We start from the raw sequence: 18,519 nt of genomic DNA, 5'->3' as shown, positions 1-18,519 counted from the left end.
TTGTTCTAACGCTCTTTAGGATCTTGATTAACGGTGTCATGTCCGAATAGCTCATCAAGCTTAATAACATCCTCATCATATTTATCATGCGTAGTCGTGATGAGGCGTTCAAATACACCTTCTAGACTGGTACGCAAGTGGTTTAACGCTTCTGCGGTAATGCCGCCGCGAACAGCAACCCGATCTTGAAGCTCTTGGGGGGTGAACTCTCCTTCTGTCAGCAGTTTGCCTGTTCCAAGCAGCATTTCACCAGCAAGTCGGCTGATTAACGTCTCTTCAATTCCAGTGGCCTCTACTGCTGCTTCAATCCAGCGCTCAATGAAGTAGCTTAAGAACGCAGGCCCACAGCTGGAGAAATCAGAAGCGATTCGGGTATGTGCTTCTTGAATTTCCAAAGGAACACCTATGAAAGACAACAGCTGTAGCAGTACAAGCCTGTCTTCTTTATTAAGCCTGCTGCCAAATATGCACAGTGAAGTCCCGCTCTTGACGCAGTGCGTAATACTTGGGATGATCTTGGCAATTTTGGACGGCAAAGCGGATTCCAGATGATGCAATTGAACTGGACTTGTAATAGATACGACGATTTGCTCACTCCGGAGACATGAGCCGATCTCATCTGTTAATGTTTTAAATTCAAGTGGCTTTACGCATAAAAAAACGATATCACTTCCTAACGCTGTCTCCTTATTGCTTCCGCAAATGGAAATGCCGGGGTGACGCTTCTCAAGCTCCAGCAGCTTGTTCAGGCTGCGGTTGCTAGCAAGCACATCACACGGTTCTAGCGCTCCGGAAGAAAGAAAGGCGTCGATCAGCAGGCTGCCCATGCTGCCTGTTCCGATAAATCCTACTTTCACCTGTGGTTCCTCCTTTCTAGCGTTGCTTTTTACTAACTGACATGAATTCTCTTCGTTATATGTATGCAGGATAGCCTTGGACAAATGACAGGTTTTGTATGAATTATTAAAGGGGATTCCAATTAAAGGAATGTATGAAGATTCACAAAAAAGTATAAGACGAATTTTCGTGAGGAGGAGCGCATTTTGAATAAAGGGAGTATAGTGCTCGGAGTGGCTGTAGCTTTACTGGGTAGTGGGCTGTTATGGGCCGCTGGGAGTAAGGGGGATTCTGGCATTGCCGGATGGGAGATCATGAATGCAAGCATGGAACAGGCGATTGGAGTCGCTGAGTCAGATGAAGCTTCGACCACAGAGGGCAACGTGGGAGGCCGGCAGACGAAGGTAGATAAGCAAAGTGCTGGGAAAGTTACAGTGGGAGCTGAAGCTATTGGGAAGACTGATGCTAGTGATAAGCCTGATGTTGCTGAGAAGGTTAAGGTGGATACACAAGTAGATCATGCTGTCCCAACTCCAGTAGATGAACAGGGGACGACGGTTGCTGGGGAGAATGCTGCGGGGGCACTTGAAGTTTCCACGCCAGCTGCTTCACAGGAAGGTAAAATAAATGTGAATACAGCGGGTGCTAAGGAGCTGATGGATCTTCCAGGCATCGGAGAGAAGAAGGCTCAGGCTATAATCGATTATCGCAACCGTGAAGGGGCTTTTCGTAGCCTATCTGATTTGGGGAAGGTCAAGGGGATCGGACCCAAAATGCTGGAAAAGTTAAAGCCGATAGTAGTATTTTGAAGATAAAATGGGATTGAAAGTGCTGTTGAATGTACTACAACCGTTGTCCTAGTGAAAACTTGTGGGGATGTGCTACAATAGTTAACAACTATTTAGAAGGATATGGAGATTGATTATGACTGCTGCTTATCGTAAAGACTGGGATACTTACTTCATGGACATTGCCTGCATGGTCTCAACTCGTTCACGCTGTAATCGCCGACATGTGGGTGCTGTACTGGTACAAGGCAAGAAGTTGCTAGGAACAGCGTACAACGGGGCGCCAATGGGCGTACCTGATTGCTCGGAGGCAGGCTGTATGCTTTCGGAGCAGTATGAGATGGAGATCGTGGATGGCGTAGAGACTATGGTGAAGAAACAGCGCTGTATTCGCACGATTCATGCGGAACAGAATCTTTTGCTATTTACAGACCGGATCGATCGGGAAGGCAGTACCGTCTATGTGACGGACGAGCCTTGCTGGACATGCGCTAATATGCTGGCGAACAGTGGTATTGTGGAGATCGTGTATTACCGCCCTTACCGCAAGGATATGGAAAAAGTAGAAGCGATGATGGCTGCAAAAGGCATCGTATTTCGCCAATTGGAGAATTATGAGCCGCCAAGTGAAACGATGATAAAAGTGTCGGAATAGCTGATCTGTAATGTACAACTCTAATTGAATAAGATGACTTGAGGAAGAACCTCTCGTGCGCTCTTGTGGCGTATGTAGAGGTTCTTTTTTGTATCCAGTATCGAGAAAAGGGGGGATGGGGACGTGAAGGAGAGACCTTTGCTAAGCTTTACAACATGCTGGGTGGCTGGAAGCGCAGCGGCTTGCTTATGCTCAGGGAACGGGCTGCTGTTAGCGTGGACTGGATTAATACTTTTACTGGTGAGTCTGAGGGTGTGGGGAACAATGAGCTGGAAATACATAGCGGTGTTATGTTTGTCCATTTCTTTAGCGGCTGGATATTGGGAGTGGAACGAAGCTCGCAACATTCGTGGAATTCCTGAAGTGTTGGGTAGTACGAATGCAGAACTAAATGAGAGTTCGGTGGAAGCAAGAGGTACGATCGTTTCCGTGGTGGAACGGGATGGGGATCGGGTTAATTTTATAATGAAGCTCTCACATATGAAGCTGCTTACAGAGGGTGATGAGAAAGCAGCTGATCCTATGGATGGACAGGACAGCAAGATGCAAGGAGAATTAATCGCGGTGCAGATCAAACTTCTGGCCGAGCAAGAAATTGCTGTAGCTGCGGAGTGGCGAAGAGGGGATGAGGTGCTACTTAACGGTGTGTTGGAAGAGCCGGCAGTAGCGCGTAATTTTGGTGGCTTCGATTATCGTGCTTATTTACATACGAAGAAGATTTATTGGCTTTTGAAGGGACAGGGAGCGGAAAATGTGAGGGCAACCGTGCCAGATTCTTGGAATCCGTTAACGATTTTTCGCTTAAATGACAGCGCGCGGACGGCCCTTGGGGCGGAGCTGGACCATCTTTTTCAAGGACGCCACTCTGGGTATATGAAGGGCTTAATCATTGGGATGCAGGATGATCTCGATCCGGCTACCTTTAAGCAGTTTTCTCAGCTCGGGTTGACGCATATTCTCGCCATCTCTGGTATGCATGTAGCGGTGTATGTAGGAGTTCTTTTATTTCTGTTCAGACGCTTACGCCTGACAAAAGAGACTGCGTTAACGCTCACCTTCATACTCGTTCCGGTATATGTCCTCTTATCTGGTGCGGGTCCGTCCATTGTGCGTGCGGGGCTGATGAGTATGATTGCCTTGCTCGCTGCACGAGTTGGAATGTTGAAGGATGGACTGAATATTTTGGCGGCATCGGCACTGTTTATGTTGATCTGGAATCCTTATATGCTGCTCAGTGTCAGCTTCCAGCTGTCTTTTCTGGTGACCCTGGGCTTGATGGTTTACGTTCCGCTTATGAATCCTCTCTTGAGCGTACTGCCACGCTGGCTTAAAGGTGCGGTCTCTGTGACGTTAGTGGCCCAATTAGTTTCTTTCCCGCTCACGATTTATTATTTTAATCAGTTTTCGCTACTGTCCTTTGTTGCCAATTTGGTCTTTGTACCTTTTATTACCTTTGTAGTATTGCCGCTAGGGACGCTTGCGCTACTGCTTGGACGACTGTGGGAAGATGCTACAAAAATACTGGCACATGTTACGGAGCTGTTGAATAACTTTACTTTTTACGCTGTGGAATGGATCAATGAATTTACTGGTGGAGTACTGATTTGGAGCTCGCCTTCACTGCTGTGGATCGGGGGTTATTATGTTTTGTTGTATGGTCTGCTGTATGTTGCCAAGCTAAGAAAGGAAGCTCGTTCTGCACCGCAATATATGGAGGATGAGACGAGGCCATTAGCGGAGATAGGTTTATCTGTGAACAGTCACGGTAGGTTTGGGAGAGTGGGGAATGCACAGTTTGCTGTTGGTGCTTCTATGGTTGGACGCTGGAGCGGAGCGATTGTTCTACTATTGGTGGTTGGACTGGGGATGTTGCTGTATAGGGGTTATCAGTCGGATGGTCAAGCAGGTAGAGGCACAATTAGTTATCTGGATATCGGACAAGGCGACAGCATTCTCATCACTACACCGAGCGGAGCACATATTTTAGTGGACGGTGGTGGAACCTTAAACTTTGGTCAAAAAGAAGAATGGCGCGTTCGTCGAAGTCCGTTCGAGGTTGGCGCTAAAGTGCTGATGCCCCTGCTGAAAAAACGTGGTATCCACCGTTTGGATGCGATTATTTTGACACACGGAGATCAGGATCATGCCGGAGGACTCCAAGCCGTGTTGGAAGAGATTCCGGTTTCGGCGTTGCTTTTTAATGGAACGTTAGTTGATCGCGAGTTTTATATGGGGATGATGAGGACTGCACTAGAGAGGGATGTTCAGCTGTACGCTGTGCATCAAGGAATGACCCTATCCCCGGATGATGCGACAGAGCTGTCCTTTTTGTGGCCGGAGGGAAAAGATGGAGAAGCGTCGGGTACTCCTTATCAGAATGGCATTCCTCTACTGGAAGAGCAGAACCACGATTCGGTAGCTTTTCGCTTAGAGATGAATGGTAGGAGCTTTCTATTCACCGGAGATATGGATTTGGAAGCCGAGGAGGAGATTGTAGAGCAGGCTAAGCAAAAGGGCATCAGCGCAGGACCTGCTATTGATGTGCTGAAGGTAGCTCACCATGGGAGCAAAACATCTACTGGAGAAGCTTGGTTAGAATTCTGGCAGCCTGCAGCAGCGGTGATTTCAGCGGGTGTTAACAATCTGTATGGTCACCCGAAAGCTGAAGTGTTGGAGCGATTGCAAGATTACCATGCATCTATATTCCGAACGGATCAGCAGGGGGAGATACAGATGCGGGTGCGGGCGGAGGGGATTGGAGTACGATATAAGTTGGGGAAGGAAGATTAGGGAAGGGTGAGTAGATTAGAAAATAGGATGGATAGAAGGGGACGTGTATTGCACCTCTTATTGTACAAAATGCAACAGAACGCCCAAGCTCCTTTCATTGCACCAAGTACAAAACAACATACCAAGTTCCTCCTGTAGCACAAACTCCTACAGAACACTCTACCCTACTCTTATTGCACTTTGTACAATAGAACGCACGCCAAAGTAGCTGGTTCTTCATTCTATTGTACTTTGTACACTCAAAATGAGGAAAAGTGGCTGTTTCTCTGAATTTTAATAGTATCTATTGCATGAAGTGCAACAGAATCTCTTTATGGAGTTGAAAAATCAAGTTCTATTGCACGAAATACAATAGAATGCTTTTTACAAATATATCCGAGTCCGCGTAGATGAGTGGACCATTACACTCCGATTACGGGCGATAAACTTACAACGACAGCTAGAGCTAATATTTAGCTCTGCCCAATCCGACACGCGAGCACCACCGATGACGTTTAAACGTTCATCGATGGTGCTTTTTAATAGACAGATATACAGATTATGCTGTTAATAAAATAACAACCTAATTATTTATTTTAAAGGGAACTTTTTCAAGTTTGGAAAGTCTTATTAGGCAAGGGGTGAGACGAAACATGCTAAGCGAAGATATGCCATATGCAGAAGCATATGCGTCCGAAATGACCTTGCGGGAAATGATGGAGGAGTATGGATCAGATGTGTGGAATTATGCTTTTTCTTAACTAGAAGCCGTGAGCAAGCGAATGATATCAGCCAAGAAGTGTTTTTGAAGGCATATAAAAATGTGGGGAAGTACCGGGGACAATCGTCGATGAAAACCTGGCTACTCACGATTACTAGAAATACAGCCTTCAGCTGGAGCAAAAATAGCTTTTGGCGCAAATTTATACCCTTTGGAGATCAACCTGCCACGGTAACTGCTCTGTCTGCAGAAAGAGAAGCACTTGGCAATCAGTATGCGAACCGAATCTGGGAAATTATTATGACCCTACCAGATAAGAACAGAGAGGTGCTTGTACTGGATATTCAGCATGGACTATCGATTGCCGAAATGTCTGATTTACTGAATATAGCTCAGGGGACTGTGAAATCTCGGCTCGCGCGCGAGGGAGAAGGTTAAGCAAGCCATTCAGAAGGAGGAGAGAGAATGAAAGGCAAAGCTGATAATAGTAATCCAGTGATGATCGGACAGACTGATTGGTATGCGCAAGCAGGCAAAAGACCTTTCATTGAGGAGGGCTTTACACCTGAGCTGATGTTGCAGATCGAACAGGCTGCGGTGCTAAAAAATAAAAGCCACAAACGTTATCGAATAAACAAAAGTGTGCTACTGACCAGTGTGGCTATGATTTTGTTGATAGGTGCACTAAACTTGCCTATGGGCGTATGGAAGAGCCAAGGTACAATCCAATCTTCATCGGTGCAGTCACAAGCCGCAGGGATACTGCCTTCTTCTACTCCTGCTACTAATGACAAAGCGTTAGAGCCTCCGACAAGCCCAGTAGAGTTTGAGATTAGCGGTAAGAAATACTACATGCCTTTGCCGATGAGCAGAGATAAGACTAAAGCATATGCCGTTGAGACAACTGCGGGAATCCTTTGGTCGCCGCCCCCCCCCGATGGTTGACTACAAGAAGCCAAGGTACACACATCCTACAGAACCTTTTACACTTTACTTAAGTTCAAAAGATCAAGCGGAGCTGTCAGCTTCTTCGGCTACTAGGATATATACTTTTCCTCTTTATGCGGGAGGGGCAAGTACTTATCAATATTTGAGTGGGGTTTTTGGAGCGGGAGATTATGTCCTGTTATATACCTACAAGCGGACTCTTGGTGCAGACAAATATGAGTATGCTAAAATGTCGACATTGAATGTTAAAAAAGCAATGGTAGGAAAAACTGTGGTGCCGAAGGAACTTACTTCTTTTGATGATACACTACTAAATTATAAGTCGATAATCGCTTTGGATAAGGAGCATGACCAACTCGTTCTTAGTTACTTAGAATATATAGGGGATTTAAAATTCCAAGAGAAAACAGTGCTTTATGATCTGGAAACCATGAGCATTCAAACGCCTGCTGCAGCAATCGGGTTTAAAGAGATTAAAGAAAGAACATTAATCATGAATTATAAAGTGGGCAAAGAACTACGCAAAGCGGATATTATTGGGAAGATTGGATTTGGATGGCTGGATGAAGAATGGGCACTTTTATCAGAAGAGCAGCAGATAGAGCTTCTTACGAAAGACTTCTACGGTGAAACTGCTGACTAGTAGATAATTCACCCAATAAAAGCTATACTTTTTGATAAAGTAATTTTCTTTTGAGAAGAGTGGAGCCGAAGTGATGAAGAAGTTAACGATTGATGATGTGGCTCAAAAAGCGGGAGTGTCGAAGAGTACGGTCTCCCAATTTTTGAACAAACGTTTTAAATATATGAGTGAAGCGACGAAGAATCGGATTGAGGCTGTGATTGAGGAGCTCAATTATCAACCGAATGGACTTGCGCGCAGTCTGAAGCAGAATCGGACGCATATGGTCGGAATCATCGTTGCTAATATCGATTATTCGCTGTCTATCCAGTGTATTCGGGCAATCGAGAACGAGCTGCAGCAACACGGGATTCAAGTAATCATATGTAATGCCGATGAGAATGCAGAAAAAGAAAGCAAGTACGTCGAAACTTTAGTTGCCCGCCAGGTGGACGGTTTGATTATTTTTCCAACGGGGAACAATCCATCTGCTTACAGCCGACTGATTGAGGCGGATTTTCCGTTAGTGTTTATGGATCGTCTGGTAGATGGAATCACCACGCAGAGCTTGCTGCTCGACAATGAAATGGCGGCCAAGATAGGTGTGGGACAGCTGACACAGCAAGGACATGAGCGAATTGCTCTGGTCACCCTGCCGCTAGGGGAACATGCTATTACCCCTCGTAAAGAGCGGATCAGTGGTTATAAAAAAGCAATGGAAGAAGCGGGCCTAACGCTGCGTGAGGAGTATATCTGTAGTGTGCCAAAAGAAGAATTAGCTACAGGACTGAAGCACCTTTTAGCGTTGCCGGATCCTCCGACAGCGTTATTGGCTACGAATGATATCACGCTAGCAGAGATCCTGAAATATGCGAATCGAAATGCTATCGCTATTCCGGAACAATTGTCGGTCATCGGGATAGATGATGCGGAGTTTGCGCAAATTTATAATCCGGTCATTACGACGATTCGTCAGCCTGCTTACGAAATGGGCATGCAAGCCGCTAAGATTATACTCTCTTCTATCGAGGATAAAGGCGCTTCTGTTCCTATCACTTATCGTTTTCCACCGACCTTGCAACAAGGACAGTCCGTGAAGTCTTATAAATAAGTACAGGCTATAGATACGTACAAAAAAGGGATAGTCTGATCAGCTTGATATGGCTGATCGGAAATCCCCTTTTTGTTTATTTGATTTAGGTGGAATTTTGGCATAGGAGGCCGCTAACGGACACAGTTGACCTTATGCGCAGCAAAATCCCACATTTTGAATGCGAACGGACTCCATAGTCGCTATTGGCATGAGAAACACAAAATATGGACCTATTAATGAGGAATAACTTCACTGGAGTCCGTAACTACGCTGTAAAGGCTGAAAATTTGCAAATAACGTCACCTAGGTCCGAATGCCTCAGGAGATGATGATTACTCTAATTACACTAGATACACTACTGAAGTGGCCAACTCGTGCTCCGAAACGCAGCGCTGTTCGTTCCTTTTAAACCTCCTGCTGCATAAACTTCGTCAGCTCTTCACGGGTCGGAAGTCCATCCATATCGCCAGGCGACATGACGGCTAACGCACCGATCGCATTGCCACGTTTGACGGCCTCGGCAATCGGAAGCTTTTCCAGCATCGCACTGATAACACCAACGGCAAAACCATCTCCTGCACCTACGGTATCAACGACCTGTTCTACCTTAAATCCGTCTACATAACCTTCTCCTTCAGCGGATTTATAGTAAGCGCCTTCAGGACCGAGCTTGATGACGACTAAGCTGACGCCACGCGCCAGATAATAGTCCGCAATCTCTGCGGGCGTACTTAGACCTGTAAGAATCTTGCCTTCACCGAGTCCTGGAAGGAACCAATCACAGCGTGTAGCCAGATCATTGATCGTGTTCACCATCGTTTCCGTATCCGGCCATAAGCTAGGGCGCAGGTTTGGATCGAGGGAGACCGTCTTTCCTTGTCTCTTCATAAATTCCATAGCGTGAATAGAGAATTCATGACAGGTCTTGGATAAGGCGGAGGAGATGCTTGTTACATGCAAATGTCCTGCAGCATTAAAGTATGCCTCGTCAAAATCAACCAGACTAAGCTTGGAGGCCGCGGAATTTTTGCGGAAGTATTCGACTTTAGGATCGCCAGTAATAACCTTTGATTTGATTAACATACCTGTTGAATGTTCTTTAGTAAAAGTAATGTTGTCGGTATCAATGTTCTCTTTCTTCATTGCTTGAGCAATGAAATGACCAAAGTTATCTTCGCCAAGCTTCGTAACATAACCTGTAGGATGATTTAAGCGTGATAAGCCTGTAGCTACATTGCTCTCTGCACCTGCCAACGCTTTGTTGAACGAAAATACTTCATGCAGGGGACCCGTTTCATTCGCATAAAACATCGCCATCGGCTCCCCGAAAGTGACGGCATCCAGCTGTTTACTCATTTGAGTTCCTCCTAGGGTAATGAATTTATCCCAGTATAATGATGTGTAACTTGAAATTATCACATAAATCGGTTTTGTACAATAAAAGAATGATTTTTAATCCGAATGGTGTTTTGGACAAAAGAAAACAAATAAGAAATAAATCCTTACTATAAAAGGGTTTATTGATATTATAGATGAAGTAATATCTCTATATCCAGAAAAATGTATTGACTGTTAACCGTATTGTTATTACTATCTGATTATAGATTATATCGTTTATATTAGTAAATTTAATAAAAAAGTTTATCTAAATTAGTGTTTCATATTCATCTATGATCGTACCAAGAGAAAGGGAGTCTACTGATGAAGAAAATGAAAGTATTGCAGAATGTGGCGTCCGTTGGAGTTGTAGCCGTTATTCGTGCTGATAGTGCTGAGGAAGCTTTTAAAATGTCCGTTGCTTGTATCGAAGGCGGTCTGAATAATATTGAGGTAACCTTCACGACTCCGGATGCGGATGTGGCGATTAAACGATTGGTTGCGGAGTACGGAGATCGCGCAGTGATTGGTGCAGGTACTGTACTTGATCCATTAACGGCGAGAATAGCCATTCTTGCAGGCTCGGAATTTGTGGTTAGCCCCTCTTTTGAAGCAGAGACAGCTAAGATGTGTAATCTTTATGGTATTCCGTACATGCCTGGCTGCATGACATTAAATGAAATGAAGGAAGCGTTGAAGTTTGGTGTGGATGTGCTTAAGCTGTTCCCTGGCAGTGCGTTTGGTCCGGATTATGTGAAAGCGGTTAAAGGTCCTATGCCGCATGTGAACATTATGCCAACAGGTGGCGTGGATCTGAATAATATGGAGAAGTGGATTGCCAACGGCTGTATAGCAGTAGGTATCGGGGGCAATTTGACTGCACCAGCTAAGGAAGGCCGATACGATCAGATTACCGATCTTGCGGCTCAGTATGTGGCAAAATTTAAAGAGGTAAAAGGTATTAATTAGGTATGCTTCTTAATTTCGAATGAATAGATTTATTGAAGGTTGTATAGCTGACGCATGTCAGCCGTACAGCCTTTTTGTATACTTATTTTCCTGACAACCACATTTTCTTACATTATATGTTTTCATAAAGTATAGAATGAGGACAAAGGCAATAAACTATAAAGTAGAAGAGTTGTGATGTTTGACTGACGTCAACGAATTGGAATGGTTTATTATCGGACCGGGAGTGAGTATATGCCTGCTTATCATGATAAAAAGCTGTATCTTGCAGCTGATGAAGAGGATGCCGAATACGTAGAAATTGCGTCGGCATTCCATGGTTGTAAGGTGACGGAAGGCCAGATCTATAGATTAGAGCGGAATTACAATAACCCTCATATTTTTGAGAATGGAGAGGCGTATGTTGTGGATGATGAAACTAGGGACAACTACGCAGTGTTCATGCTCTGCAAGATTGTGTTATATAAATAGAGTTATGTGCTCGATTTTAATGTTATTTCTTGTTTACTGACGGCTTCTTTTCCGACAGGAGAGTAAGCCGTTTCTTTTGGAAATAGGAGATATTTCTTGTATAAACGCTTGCCGTCCTTATTGGGATGTTGAAGGCGTTTATACTTGTGTCATTTTTGTTATAAAGTTATCCAAAAGAGTATTTGAATGATTGAAGTTTCCCCTGTATGCTTAGTAAGAATTATTGGCTGTGAAATGATATGAAATGTGCGATAGCGCTTTATAAAAAATGGCTTAACATGACGTTCTAAGAAAAGTTTGGTATTCTAAAAATATTAATTACAGGGTTGCAACAAATTCGCAGTCTTGCGCGTCAGTAAGATTGCATAGAGAGGGGGAACCTTCGTGGTGGAGCAGGGACTCATCAGAGCCGCTCAAGCGGGCGATCGCGACGCTCTAATCACCCTATTGCGAGAAATTGAAGGGCATGTATATAAGACCGCCTTCTACATTTTGCATAATGAACAAGATGCGCTGGATGCATCTCAGGAGGCCTTGATCCGGGTTTATACTAAAATCGGTTCATATGAGGAAAAGGCCCAGTTCAAAACGTGGGTTCAGCGAATCGTTACCAATATTTGCATTGATAAATTCAGAAGAACTAAACCTACAGTTTCTATTGATGAGCATGAAATGGTGTTTCAGGATAAACACAATGTGGAACGTGAGGTTCTATCCTCTTATTTAGCTGAGGATATACGTGAAGCGATTGATCAATTACCCGAGCATCATAGGACAGTCATCGTCTTACGCTATTTACAAGATTTTTCTTACAACGAGATTGCAGACTGCCTGGATTTGCCTTTGAATACAGTGAAATCTTACCTGTTTAGGGCCAGACAGCAGCTGCAGAATAGACTTCAGGAGTACCAGAAAGGTGGTGTATCGGGATGAAATGCGCGGAGGTGATGGAATGGATGCACCGCTATTTAGACAAAGATTTGAGCCAAGATGAGATTGTGGAAATGTTCCGTCATATCGATGATTGTCCTTCCTGCGCGGAAGTCTTTGAGCGGCTGACACTTCTCTCCAATGAATTGGAGCAGTTGCCAGACGTGAAACCCCCGTTTAGTCTGGTTGACTCTATTTTACCTCAGCTTGCAGAATTGGATCGAAGCAGTCGTGAACAAAGCGCTGTGAGAACCGAAGAGCCAGTTGTAGTTCCATTTTCACGTGAAAGCTCCCGCGGTAAACCTTCCAAGGGAACCTCTATAGCAACACGGACAGGCATTGGAGCTATCGCAGCTGCCGTAATATTAGGGATCGCTATTTTTAATATGCCGGATAAAATGCCTGGGGCAGAGGTAGAACAAATGATGCAGGATAGTAGTAAAGCGACCAGTAATAATGCTGGAGGTATGACAGCTGAATCGCAAGCTCCTACTTCTGATAATTCATATGAGGCTGCGCCTGCTAATAGCGGAACGGATTCGGGGTCTCTACCAGTTGCACCTGATGTGAGTGAGGATAACGCTGCATTAGATAGAGCGATGGGGCCGGTAGACCCTGCGTCGATGCCGACAGATCCAACAGAAAATAATGCTGGATCTGAAGGACGGTCGATACCAGAACCAACTAATAATGTGAAGCCCAATCCTACTGAGAGGATTATGACACCTAAGCCGGATACTGTAACGAAATTTCAAACTCCGGATACAAGTGCTGGCAGTAATAGTCAGTCCAAAGTTGATAAGAAGGATCAACCTGCTTCTACTGATAAAGGGATCGCAGCTGATCCATCGCCACCTACGGAGGAATCATTAGATAGTGCGAATGATTTTAGGAGAGAGGTTATGGGCTTTAACATTTCTAGTGATTCCAATGATTCTAATGTGCAGACCTGGACTTCGCCTGATGGGCATTATGCGGTTGAGTTTGCTGGGCTGCAGCTTGTTATTTATAAGAATTCTGCTGAAGGCTCAGTGGAAGCTAGGTCGGCAGTGACTTCTTATCCATTAGAAGGGAATTGGGTTTCTGGAGAATGGTCAGCGGATAGCTCGCAGTTCACTTATGTGACAGAAAAAGATGGTGTGAATACTACTAAGGTGTACACTGTACAGGAAACAGCGGCAGCTTCTTCAACGCCGTCTACATCACCTGGGGCGACACCATCGAAGACTCCATCTTCAACGTCAACAAATTAAATTGAGGCTGGAACATTTTTCGAAGTTTCAGAATATACTATAGCAACCGGACAGGAACTAGAGAGTATAGGATTTGCAGAACATCGGTATGACCGTCGGATGGGAAGTTTCTAGGGCTTCTCATTCCGGCGTTTATATAGATGCGCCGCTTAAACGGAGGAGCTTTGGCCATGGCTGCCAGAGTTTCTCCGTTTTTGCATGTGCATTTATGTCGTTTTTTTTGCTACAATAGGACTCTGGGCAAATTGGGCTAGATGAATGGAAAAGGAAGTGGCGGAATGGATGCCAAAACGGCGATAAAAGAAATCAAACAAGGGAAAATCTCACCGCTGTACCTTTTGTACGGCAGTGAAAAATTTCGAATGAATGAATTCGCGGCATTGCTGGAAGACCAGCTGATTGCCAAAGAGGATCGTGATTTCGCGGTAATTCCCTTTGATCTCTCTGAGACGCCGGTGCAGGCTGTGGTAGAAGAAGCTGAGACTGTACCCTTTATGGTAGAACGTAAATTATTGCTGGTGCGGGACGCATCGTTATTTACAGCGGGAAAAGAAAATGCCAAACTTGAGCATCGTATAGATATTTTAAGTGATTATTTGCAGCATCCTGTAGATTTCAGTGTGATCGTCTTTATGGTGAATAATGACAAGCTGGACGAGCGTAAGAAAATTGTGAAGACTGTTAAATCGGCGGGCACGGTGTTAGCCTTCAACCCGCTAGGGGCAGAAGAACTGCTGCGCTGGGTGGAGAAAGGGATTCGTGAGCGAGGTTGTGCGATGGCACCTGGCACAGCGGAGATTCTTATAACCAATGCAGGGACAGGTTTGCAGGGCTTATCTGCGGAAATGGACAAGCTTTGTTTGTTCGCTGGTAAGGGCGGAACCGTGAACGCAGAAGCAGTAGAGAGTCTGGTGCATCGCGGAACAGAACAAAATGTGTTCACACTTGTAGAGGATATCGCTAATCTGCGTCTGGATAAGGCGCTTGATACACTGTATGAGCTGTTGAAGCAGCGAGAAGAACCCATTAAGATTGCTGCGCTGGTTGCGCGGCAGTTCCGGATTATTTTGCAGGTGAAGGATTTATCAGCACATAGTTATTCGCAAGGTCAGATTGCTTCGCAGATCGGACTTCATCCTTATGCTGTTAAGCTTGCAGGGGAGCAGGCCCACAAGTTCTCAAGTGAACGTCTGCGGCAAATTTTAAGTGCGCTGGCTGATCTGGATTATAAGATGAAGACAGGAGCCATAGATAAAGTGCTTGGTCTGGAGCTGTTTATGTTGCGGCTAGGTACTTGAACTAAGCAGTGGAAAAAGTATATGGAGATGATCCAAATATGAAAAATATATTTTACTATTTGGCACTGCTTTTGGTCGTTCTATTGATTAGTTCTTGTGGTAAAACTGATACGAATTCACCGTCAGGTTCTACTTCTGGGTCGCCTGCGAATACTTCTTCAGATTCACCTTCCTATTTTGGTGATTGGAGTGTACAAAGTATAGTTGGTTCTACACCTATCTCGGCAGCTGAGGATGAAAACCTAATTGGAATGAAAGTAACTTATTCGAAAGAAAAAGCATCCTTTAATAAAGATGAAATTATGAACCCTGAATATAAGGAAGAGAGCCTAACACAGGATGATTTTTTTAACGAATACAGAAATGAATTAAGTGACATTGGAATTGAATCAGAATCGGTTAAAACGGTATCTATAAATAATTGGACAAATGCCGGTAGTATTTTTATTATTAAAGACGACCAAACTATGATTTTTTTATGGGATGGTCACTATTATGAAATGAAAAAAGAGAAAAAAGAGAAAAGCTGATCGTTCAAAAAAACCGCCTTTCTAAGGTGGTTTTCTTTCATTCAACTAACTATATTTATAAAATAGTAGACACAAAAAAACCCAACCGTATGAAACATAGCGGTCAGGTTCTTCAATTGCTCATTATGAATGTCGTCCTAGGCTTGAGCCTTAAGAGCGTTCAATTTCTTCGCCAAGCGGGATTTTTTGCGGGCAGCCGCATTTTTATGAACCAGACCTTTAGATACGGCCTTGTCCAGCTTTTTGGAAGCAGCTTGGAAAGCAGCTTGAGCAGTTTCAACTTCCGTACCTGTCAGTGCTACATCAGCAGTTTTCACAGCTGTACGAAGCGCGGATTTTTGGGAAGCGTTCAGTGCACGGCGTTTTTCGTTCGTGTTTACGCGTTTAACCGCGGATTTAATATTTGGCATTGCATTCACCTCCTGTAAGACATTCGAAATCATTATCAAATGATTCACAACTTAAAATAGTTTAGCATGACCGGTAGTAAAAAGCAATACTTAAAGCTTTCAAATTAAACCATTTTAACCTGCATAAACAAGGGCTTTCTCTCGCACACTATCGACAAAAGAGCATAGGCAGAAGCTTGCAATTTGAGTTTTTGTTAGAAGTAACTCAAGGAAGTGTCTGCTTACAAAACTAAGTATCGCTTCCGATGTGAGTTTTGTCCGAAGTAATTCAATGGAGCGATACTAACAAAACTTTTAGGAGGCTGGAACAATGGAACCTGATCTGCAGCTATATTCGGTACGCACGGACTTGGCATTAGAGGCAAAGGAAATGGCTCAAGGGCCACAAAAGACGCCAATCCCTGGTGTAAACGAAGAAGTGGAAGAGTCTGATGGGATAAAAGTTACCCGGCTTGGTGTGGCTAACGCTGCCGGATCACAGGCGATAGGTCGCGCGATTGGAAATTATGTCACGCTTGAGGTACCAGCATTGCGCAATGGAGATACTGGCTTGCAGCAAAAAGTAGCTGAAGTCTTTGCTCGCGAATTCGAGGACTTCCTGACTAGGATTGGGATTGGTAAGGATGCATCTGTGCTGATCGTTGGATTAGGTAACTGGAATGTGACTCCAGATTCACTGGGTCCGCTGGTTGTGGAGAATGCGCTCATTACTCGGCAGTTTTATGAGCTCGTGCCGGATCAAGTCTCTCCAGGCTATCGCAAGGTGAGTGCTATTGCTCCCGGCGTATTAGGATTGACCGGTATCGAGTCGAGTGAGGTTGTGCAGGGGATCGTGGATCGTACAAAGCCAGATCTCATCATTGCCATTGATGCGCTGGCATCCCGTTCACTGGAACGGATCAATACGACAATTCAAATTGCCGACATCGGCATCCACCCCGGTTCGGGGATTGGTAATAAACGGCGCGGATTGACGCAGGAAATTCTAGGTGTTCCTTGTATTGCTATCGGTGTTCCTACAGTTTGCTATGCTTCGACTATTGTAAATAATGTACTGGAGATGATGAAGAATCACTTTGGGCAAGGGGCTGGTCATACTAAGGAAATTATGGGGATGCTAGACGATATTTCCGAGCAGGAACGATTGTCACTAGTGAAGGAAGTGCTTGAGCCACTTGGACATGATTTGATCGTTACACCTAAGGAAATCGATGAATTTATTGAAGGCATCGCCAATATCGTAGCCAGTGGTCTGAATGCAGCCCTGCATGATGCGGTCGATCCTGAGAATGTCGGCGCTTATACCCACTAATTGAATCATTGCTAGCACAAGTCCGGCGGGATGCTGATGTACAGTATCTCGCCGGACTCTATGTCTATTCTCTCATTTACGGTTCTACTATTTCTCTTTCGCTCATAGATTTGGAGTATAAGAGATTACAGAGGGCTGGAGGAGGACATAAATATAATGAATAAAAAATGGTTTCAGCTTTGGAACATCGGCCGCTTACGTGGAAGAGTGCTGGATGCTTTATCGCTGGGAAGAACGATGCTGCTGTTGGCCGGAGGTTCTCTAGTATTTTTTATGCTGCTTGGAGCTGGTGGATTGGCCGGACAGAAGTTGAACTCTTCACCCATTCCATCTATGAAGGGGCTTGCGGCCTCCCTATCGAGTGGATTTTTCATGGAACTGTTAGGGATGGAGGTACCTCATTTACCGCAAGGGAAAGAGCCTTCTGCTTTTTCAGGTGAAAAAGTAACTTCTTTTGTATTTCAATTGCTGACCAGTGTGAATCCAAGTGATCCGAAGAGTCTAGTGTCTCGTGAAGTGCCAGGCTTGGCAGCGGATGATCCATTTCTTTTGCGAAAAGGCTCGGGCGGCTCTACAGGAGCACCTGTTGATTATCATCCGGGAACGGATGAACTGGCTGGAGGTGGAGGGGAAGAGGCTGAACCATCTGTTCCAAACGAAGTAGACAAGCCCGAAGATACCCCAGAACAGCAGCCTGAAGCGACGATAGCTCCGTCTCCTGAGCCATCAGGAGCTGCGGGAGGTACGGATAAGAGTGATCCGCAAAGCGAGACAGATAATACCAAGGACACCTCGGTTAAACGTATCCTTATCTATCATTCACATCCTCGGGAGGCGTATAACCCTCTACTAGGAGTAGCGAACGAAAATCCAAGCTCTGCGGTTTCTTCTAAGAATGTAATGCTGGTAGGATCATATATTACGAAAAGATTGGAACAACGCGGGATTGGTACAGTTCATGCCAAAGAAGATTTTCTAACTAAAATTGCCGACTATAACTGGAATTTTTCCTACAAATACTCTCGAATGTTGGTTAAATCTGCGATGAGCACAAATCAAGAAATGAGTGAACTGATCGACATTCATCGCGACTCGCAGCGTCATGGCAAAACAACTGCAGTGATTGATGGGAAAAGTTACGCTCAGGTGTATTTTATTATTGGACATGCGAATAAAGATTGGAAGAAGAATGAAGAGTTTGCGAACAAGATTCATCAAACGATTGAAAAGAGTTACCCAGGAATATCTCGCGGGATATGGGGAAAAGCTGCGGGTAAAGGAAACAACGGGGAGTACAACCAAACCCTCTCACCTAATAGTGTTTTGATTGAAGTGGGCGGTATTGATAATACAGCGGAAGAATTAAAGCGTACGGCTGATATTTTAGCAGATGCTATTGCGGATGTGTACTGGAGCAGTCATGACTCGGAGAAGGTAAACGCAGCTGGCAAGGCGACGAATCCTACAACCCAAGAGAGCAAGGGACAAACCAATGCTACGGCACCCCAAAAGTCGAACGGAGCTTCCTAACCTGTA

At 44.7% G+C, this 18,519-nt stretch carries 18 protein-coding genes; 15 read left to right on the top strand and 3 right to left on the bottom strand.

What is annotated here, in order from left to right; genetic code table 11:
* Nucleotides 1-5 precede the first annotated feature (5 nt).
* Entirely contained in the window at nt 6-857 is an 852-nt protein-coding gene (comER, locus tag QNH28_RS23020) for a late competence protein ComER (RefSeq protein ID WP_283908703.1), read from the bottom strand.
* Between the two features lie 186 nt (nt 858-1,043).
* Between comER and QNH28_RS23015 the strand changes: the two genes are divergently transcribed.
* The 7 genes from QNH28_RS23015 (at nt 1,044) to QNH28_RS22985 (ending at nt 8,451) form a co-directional block, all read left to right on the top strand.
* A complete protein-coding gene (locus tag QNH28_RS23015) occupies nt 1,044-1,646 on the top strand; it encodes a ComEA family DNA-binding protein (protein ID WP_283908702.1) in 603 nt (200 codons plus the stop codon).
* Between the two features lie 115 nt (nt 1,647-1,761).
* Nucleotides 1,762-2,280 (top strand): deoxycytidylate deaminase, encoded by a 519-nt coding sequence (locus QNH28_RS23010; protein ID WP_283908701.1) that lies wholly within the window; start codon nt 1,762-1,764, stop codon nt 2,278-2,280.
* 123 nt (nt 2,281-2,403) lie between these two features.
* On the top strand, nt 2,404-5,070 hold the full coding sequence (locus tag QNH28_RS23005) for a ComEC/Rec2 family competence protein (protein ID WP_283908700.1): 2,667 nt from the start codon (nt 2,404-2,406) through the stop codon (nt 5,068-5,070).
* Nucleotides 5,071-5,788: 718 nt separating this feature from the next.
* Nucleotides 5,789-6,208 carry an RNA polymerase sigma factor gene (locus QNH28_RS23000; protein ID WP_283908699.1) on the top strand — a complete coding sequence of 140 codons (420 nt, stop codon included), beginning with the start codon at nt 5,789-5,791 and terminating at the stop codon, nt 6,206-6,208.
* Between the two features lie 27 nt (nt 6,209-6,235).
* Nucleotides 6,236-6,715 carry a hypothetical protein gene (locus QNH28_RS22995; protein ID WP_283908698.1) on the top strand — a complete coding sequence of 160 codons (480 nt, stop codon included), beginning with the start codon at nt 6,236-6,238 and terminating at the stop codon, nt 6,713-6,715.
* A 145-nt stretch (nt 6,716-6,860) separates the two neighbouring features.
* The gene (locus QNH28_RS22990; RefSeq protein WP_283908697.1) at nt 6,861-7,361 is read left to right on the top strand and encodes a hypothetical protein; all 501 of its coding nucleotides are present in this window, start codon (nt 6,861-6,863) and stop codon (nt 7,359-7,361) included.
* 73 nt (nt 7,362-7,434) lie between these two features.
* A complete protein-coding gene (locus QNH28_RS22985; RefSeq protein WP_283908696.1) occupies nt 7,435-8,451 on the top strand; it encodes a LacI family DNA-binding transcriptional regulator in 1,017 nt (338 codons plus the stop codon).
* A 387-nt stretch (nt 8,452-8,838) separates the two neighbouring features.
* On the opposite strand, the gene QNH28_RS22980 is transcribed toward QNH28_RS22985, so the two are convergent.
* Nucleotides 8,839-9,789, bottom strand: coding sequence for a sugar kinase (locus QNH28_RS22980; protein ID WP_283908695.1), 951 nt, complete (start codon nt 9,787-9,789; stop codon nt 8,839-8,841).
* A gap of 345 nt (nt 9,790-10,134) precedes the next feature.
* Between QNH28_RS22980 and QNH28_RS22975 the strand changes: the two genes are divergently transcribed.
* From QNH28_RS22975 to QNH28_RS22950, 6 genes are all read left to right on the top strand, one after another.
* On the top strand, nt 10,135-10,779 hold the full coding sequence (locus QNH28_RS22975) for a bifunctional 2-keto-4-hydroxyglutarate aldolase/2-keto-3-deoxy-6-phosphogluconate aldolase (protein ID WP_283908694.1): 645 nt from the start codon (nt 10,135-10,137) through the stop codon (nt 10,777-10,779).
* A gap of 234 nt (nt 10,780-11,013) precedes the next feature.
* Entirely contained in the window at nt 11,014-11,250 is a 237-nt protein-coding gene (locus QNH28_RS22970; protein ID WP_042191032.1) for a hypothetical protein, read from the top strand.
* Between the two features lie 384 nt (nt 11,251-11,634).
* Nucleotides 11,635-12,183 carry an RNA polymerase sigma factor gene (locus QNH28_RS22965; RefSeq protein WP_036677530.1) on the top strand — a complete coding sequence of 183 codons (549 nt, stop codon included), beginning with the start codon at nt 11,635-11,637 and terminating at the stop codon, nt 12,181-12,183.
* Nucleotides 12,180-13,433 (top strand): zf-HC2 domain-containing protein, encoded by a 1,254-nt coding sequence (locus QNH28_RS22960; RefSeq protein ID WP_283908693.1) that lies wholly within the window; start codon nt 12,180-12,182, stop codon nt 13,431-13,433. Before QNH28_RS22965 ends, QNH28_RS22960 begins: the two co-directional genes overlap by 4 nt.
* Nucleotides 13,434-13,711: 278 nt before the next feature.
* Complete coding sequence (gene holA / locus QNH28_RS22955; protein WP_283908692.1) at nt 13,712-14,731, top strand: DNA polymerase III subunit delta; 1,020 nt, start codon at nt 13,712-13,714, stop codon at nt 14,729-14,731.
* An 8-nt stretch (nt 14,732-14,739) separates the two neighbouring features.
* Nucleotides 14,740-15,261, top strand: a complete 522-nt coding sequence (locus QNH28_RS22950) for a hypothetical protein (protein WP_283908691.1) — start codon at nt 14,740-14,742, stop codon at nt 15,259-15,261.
* 137 nt (nt 15,262-15,398) lie between these two features.
* Here the strand turns inward: QNH28_RS22950 and rpsT are convergent, their stop codons facing one another.
* A complete protein-coding gene (rpsT, locus tag QNH28_RS22945; RefSeq protein WP_283908690.1) occupies nt 15,399-15,671 on the bottom strand; it encodes a 30S ribosomal protein S20 in 273 nt (90 codons plus the stop codon).
* 310 nt (nt 15,672-15,981) lie between these two features.
* On the opposite strand from rpsT, the gene gpr reads away from it, so the two are divergent.
* Together gpr and QNH28_RS22935 are read left to right on the top strand one after the other, a co-directional pair.
* Nucleotides 15,982-16,983 carry a GPR endopeptidase gene (gpr, locus tag QNH28_RS22940; RefSeq protein ID WP_283908689.1) on the top strand — a complete coding sequence of 334 codons (1,002 nt, stop codon included), beginning with the start codon at nt 15,982-15,984 and terminating at the stop codon, nt 16,981-16,983.
* A gap of 156 nt (nt 16,984-17,139) precedes the next feature.
* Nucleotides 17,140-18,513: a stage II sporulation protein P gene (locus QNH28_RS22935; protein WP_283908688.1), complete on the top strand. Its 1,374-nt coding sequence runs from the start codon at nt 17,140-17,142 to the stop codon at nt 18,511-18,513.
* The last annotated feature ends 6 nt before the right edge of the window (nt 18,514-18,519 follow it).

It is taken from the genome of Paenibacillus sp. G2S3 (assembly GCF_030123105.1).
Lineage (GTDB): Bacteria > Bacillota > Bacilli > Paenibacillales > Paenibacillaceae > Paenibacillus_AQ.
The sequence above is the reverse complement of the archived record's forward strand: the minus strand, read 5'-3'. Positions and strand labels throughout refer to the sequence as shown.